The organism is Caballeronia calidae (genome assembly GCF_900044055.2).
Taxonomy (GTDB): domain Bacteria; phylum Pseudomonadota; class Gammaproteobacteria; order Burkholderiales; family Burkholderiaceae; genus Caballeronia; species Caballeronia calidae.
Map to the genome: position 1 here is coordinate 1 of NZ_FCOX02000272.1, position 1,391 is coordinate 1,391.

Genomic DNA, 1,391 nt, shown 5'->3' on the forward strand with positions numbered 1-1,391 from the left:
GTGTACCGGCTCCGGTTGTTTGGACACGCCTTAGCAGCTCAGGCGGCCAACTTCATCAGCCTTTCCTGACGGGCTTCGAGGGGTGATTTGAAGCCCAGCTTTTCAAGACGCCAGTCGCGATTGTATTGATTTCTGAACGCAATGGCGGCAGCACGAACTTCCTCCAGGTTCTTGAAGATGCGCCCATGGATAGCTTGTTCCTTCATGGTTCGGTTGAACCGCTCGGCGACGCCGTTGGTCTGTGGTTCGGCGACGAAGGCGTAGCTCGGCGTGATGCCCCAGAACCTAATCTGGTCTCGGAAGTCGTCCGAGGTGTATTGCGAACCGTGATCCATACGCAGCGACAACCCGCGGCCCGAGTCGGCGAGTACCGAACCAAACGCGTCCAGCAACCCTTGGGAGATCGGCTCGAGAGCTGCGAAGCGGTCACCGATTTTCGCGGCATGAATGCCGGTGCACATGCCATCGCAGTGATCCACAGCCGAGAAGATCCACACCATGCCGTCGTCCACGGTCGCGATGCGCACGCCGTCGGTCCCCCACATCTCATTGGGGCGATCAGTCGTGATTCGGCCGTCGTGAAGGCTGGGTTCGCCCCGCGCCTGACGGTGTGGCGAGAGCAACCTGTGCTCACGCATCAACCGCAGTACGCGGGTCCGGGAGACACGGATGTCGTGCACGATGCGCAGCCGTGCCCAGACCTTGCGATGCCCCTCGCCGCTGAAAGGCGAAGCCGCGAGATCGTCGCGGATGGCTTTCAGCAAGTCGGTATCGTGCATCTTTGGCTTCGGTCCACGCCTGCGCGGAACCATCGGCGTCACCTTGGTGCTCGCTCTGGCACGAATGGCATAGATGGTCGAGCGGGGGAATTCGAGCACCTGGCAAACCCGTTGCAATCCAAAGGGCTTGCCTGCACTGACGGAGATCTCGCGGCTCATGTCGACGATCTCCGACCGGTCAAAGGGCGACGGGCCTGCAGTTCACGTTCCTTGCGCAGGATCTCGTTTTCCATAGAGAGCTCGCCCACGCGTCGCACAGCGTCATCGAGCCGCGCTTGCAGCGGATCGCTGGTCCGTGTCTTTAAACCGGCCTCCAGGCCAGCCAGTGCCAGCTCACGCCATTGCTCGAGCTCGGCGATCGTCACACCGACTTCGCGGGACACGGCGTCGACGGGTTCGCCGCGCAGCAACCGAAGGACGACGCTACGTTTGCGCCCGGTTGACCACCGTTTGATCTCGGCGGCGCCAGAGGCGCTTCCAGTCGCGCTACGCGCTCCTTCCAGCGCCTCTGACGCAACCGCATTGGTATTGGCTTTCTTCAACATCAACCACTCCAGTTTGGATCACACGTTTTACCCCAAATCTGTGTCCAAAAAAACCGGAGGCGCCGCA

2 protein-coding genes are annotated in these 1,391 nt (G+C 61.3%); both read right to left on the bottom strand.

Features of this window, described 5'->3' with window-relative positions:
- Positions 1-38: 38 nt before the first annotated feature.
- A complete protein-coding gene (locus tag AWB78_RS42555) occupies positions 39-938 on the bottom strand; it encodes an IS3 family transposase (protein WP_062613303.1) in 900 nt (299 codons plus the stop codon).
- Positions 935-1,324 (bottom strand): transposase, encoded by a 390-nt coding sequence (locus AWB78_RS42560; protein WP_062613305.1) that lies wholly within the window; start codon positions 1,322-1,324, stop codon positions 935-937. Before AWB78_RS42560 ends, AWB78_RS42555 begins: the two co-directional genes overlap by 4 nt.
- Positions 1,325-1,391 lie beyond the last annotated feature (67 nt).